We start from the raw sequence: 237 nt of genomic DNA, 5'->3' as shown, positions 1-237 counted from the left end.
AAGCTGCTTATGCACAACTGCAGTTCTTCCAATTCCCTTACGACGCCGACGGGATTCAGTCGGCCGACCAGCTAGTCGTGTCGGAACTGAAGAAAATGTCGGATTTAAAACAATCTTACGTAAAGAAACAGTTGGATCCCTCCGCCGCTGTTCACGATCCAGCTGCTGCCGAAATTCAAGAACACAAGAACCAAGCCGTCATCTATAAAATCTTGATTAAGAAATTGGAATCCCAGC

General features: G+C 46.4%; 1 protein-coding gene. It reads left to right on the top strand.

Annotated elements, in window-relative coordinates; translation table 11 throughout:
* On the top strand, positions 1-237 hold a 237-nt coding region (locus C6N31_RS43235; RefSeq protein WP_198359766.1), incomplete at both ends, for a DUF641 domain-containing protein.

It is taken from the genome of Streptomyces fildesensis (assembly GCF_016107395.1).
In the GTDB taxonomy this organism is placed as follows: Bacteria; Actinomycetota; Actinomycetes; order Streptomycetales; family Streptomycetaceae; genus Actinacidiphila; species Actinacidiphila fildesensis.
This window is presented reverse-complemented; position numbering and strand designations above follow the sequence as displayed.